This is a genomic window from Longimicrobium sp. (assembly GCF_048594345.1).
In the GTDB taxonomy this organism is placed as follows: domain Bacteria; phylum Gemmatimonadota; class Gemmatimonadetes; order Longimicrobiales; family Longimicrobiaceae; genus Longimicrobium.
In genome coordinates this window covers 1-2450 of record NZ_JBMDXM010000072.1, presented here as the reverse complement: position 1 = coordinate 2450, position 2450 = coordinate 1, and the positions used below count along the sequence as shown (strand labels likewise).

Sequence of the window (2450 nt, the reverse complement as noted above, 5' to 3'; positions counted from 1 at the left end):
CAGGCGGTGCAGCGTGGGCGCGCGGTTCAGCAGCACGGGATGGTCGCGGATGATGTCCTCGAGCACCTCGTACACCCGCGGGTCGTCGCGCTCCACGATCTTCTTGGCGCGCTTGACCGTCTCGGCCTCGCCGCGCTTTTCCAGCTCATGGATGATGAACGGCTTGAACAGCTCCACCGCCATCGCCTTGGGCAGGCCGCACTGGTGCAGCTTGAGCTCGGGACCCACCACGATCACCGAACGGCCCGAGTAGTCCACGCGCTTGCCCAGCAGGTTCTGCCGGAAGCGGCCCTGCTTGCCCTTGAGCATGTCGCTCAGGGACTTGAGCGGGCGCTTGCCACGGCCGCGGATGGCCTTGCTGCGGCGTCCGTTGTCGAACAGCGCGTCCACCGCCTCCTGCAGCATGCGCTTCTCGTTCCGGAGAATCACCTCCGGCGCGCGCATCTCCATCAGCTTCTTCAACCGGTTGTTGCGGTTGATGACGCGGCGGTACAGGTCGTTCAGGTCCGACGTGGCGAAGCGGCCGCCGTCCAGCGGCACCAGCGGGCGCAGGTCGGGCGGGATGACCGGCACCACGTCCAGGATCATCCACTGCGGCTTGTTGCGCTCCGACGGCGTGGCGCCCGACGCGCGGATGGCGTCGATCACCTTGAGCCGCTTGAGCACCATCTTCTTGCGGTGCTGGCTGGTTTCGTTGGCCACCTGCGTGCGCAGCGACTCGGCCAGGCTGTCCACGTCGATCTGGCCCAGCAGGTTGCGCACGGCCGGCGCGCCGATGTCGGCCGCGAAGTCGTTGTCGCCCTCTTCCTGCGCCTTGGCGCGCAGGGCAAGGTACTCGTCCTCGTCCAGCACCTGGCTGTGCTTTACGTCCTGGGCGCCCACCGCCGTGACCACGTAGGCCGCGTAGTAGATCACCTTTTCCAGGTCGCGCAGCGTCATCCCCAGCAGGTAGCCCATCTGCGAGGGAAGCGTCTTGAACATCCAGATGTGCGCCACCGGCACGGCCAGCTCGATGTGGCCCATGCGCTCCCGCCGGACCTTGCTGAGCGTGACCTCCACGCCGCACTTGTCGCAGACGTGGCCGCGGTAGCGAATGCGCTTGAACTTGCCGCAGTGGCACTCCCAGTCCTTCACGGGACCGAAGATGCGCTCGCAGAACAGGCCGTCGCGCTCGGGCTTGAACGAGCGGTAGTTGATGGTCTCCGGCTTGGTGACCTCGCCGAAGCTCCAGCCCCTGATCTCCTCCGGAGAGGCGATCTTGACCTGGATGTAGTTGAAGTCCTGAGACCGGGTCTCGCGGGCTCGGGGGAAGTCGATCATCGGGATCCCCTATCTATTGGTGTCCCCGGGCAATCTACGCCGGGCGGCTGTGTTCCGTCTTCAAGGCCAGGGAATAGGTAATAGGGAATAGGGAATAGCCAGCAAAACCCAGGCGGGCAGAGCCCGCTCTTCCCTATTCCCTGTTCCCTATTCCCTAGCTCCCCAGCGTAACGCTGATGCCCAGCGCCTGAAGCTCCTTCACCAGCACGTTGAACGACTCGGGCAGGCCGGGCTCGGGCAGGTTCTCGCCCTTTACGATGGCCTCGTACACCCGGCTGCGGCCGTTCACGTCGTCGGACTTGACGGTCAGGATCTCCTGCAGCGTGTGCGCGGCGCCGTACGCCTCCAGCGCCCACACCTCCATCTCGCCGAAGCGCTGCCCGCCGAACTGCGCCTTGCCGGCCAGCGGCTGCTGCGTCACCAGGCTGTACGGCCCGATGCTGCGCGCGTGGATCTTGTCGTCCACCAGGTGGCTCAGCTTGAGCATGTAGATGGTGCCCACCGTCACCGGCGACTCGAACTGCGCGCCGCTGCGGCCGTCGCGCAGGCGCACCTTGCCGCCGGGGGTAAGCCCGCCCGCCGCCATGTGCTCCTCGAGCGCCGCCGTAAGGCCCTCGCCCCCCGTCGCGCTTGCCAGCGCGGCGGCGGCCGGGAAGGCCTCCTCCACGCCGTACTCGCGGCGCTCCGCCAGCTCCCGGCCGGCGGTGATCAGGTACTGCTTGAGCGAGCGCAGCTTGGCGTTCAGGTCGGGCGGCGTGGTCTCGCCGTCCAGCATCCAGTCGATGGCGCGGCCGATGCCCATCTCCGGACGCCCCTGCTCGCCGGCCAGCGCGTCGTGCGCCGCCACCGTCTCCGAAATGGCGCGGGCGTCGTCGGCGTCGAACACCGGCGCCGTCGAGCCCTGCACCCCCAGCGCCTGGCTGGCCCAGGTGGCGCCGGCCAGGCGGATCAGCGTGCCGATCTCGTCCTCGGACGCGCCCTGGAACACGGGGGTCTTGGCCTCGAAGCCCAGCACCCGGGCAGCCCACCCCAGGTGGGTCTCCAGGATCTGCCCCACGTTCATGCGGCTGGGCACGCCCAGCGGGTTCAGGCACACGTCCACCGGCGTGCCGTCCGGCAGGAACGGCATG

At 68.1% G+C, this 2450-nt stretch carries 2 pseudogenes; both read right to left on the bottom strand.

The features are described 5' to 3' along the window. Window positions 1-1320: pseudogene (locus ACOJUJ_RS08340) on the bottom strand (DNA-directed RNA polymerase subunit beta'); the annotation flags it as partial. Between the two features lie 154 nt (window positions 1321-1474). Beyond that, window positions 1475-2450: pseudogene (locus ACOJUJ_RS08335) on the bottom strand (DNA-directed RNA polymerase subunit beta); the annotation flags it as partial.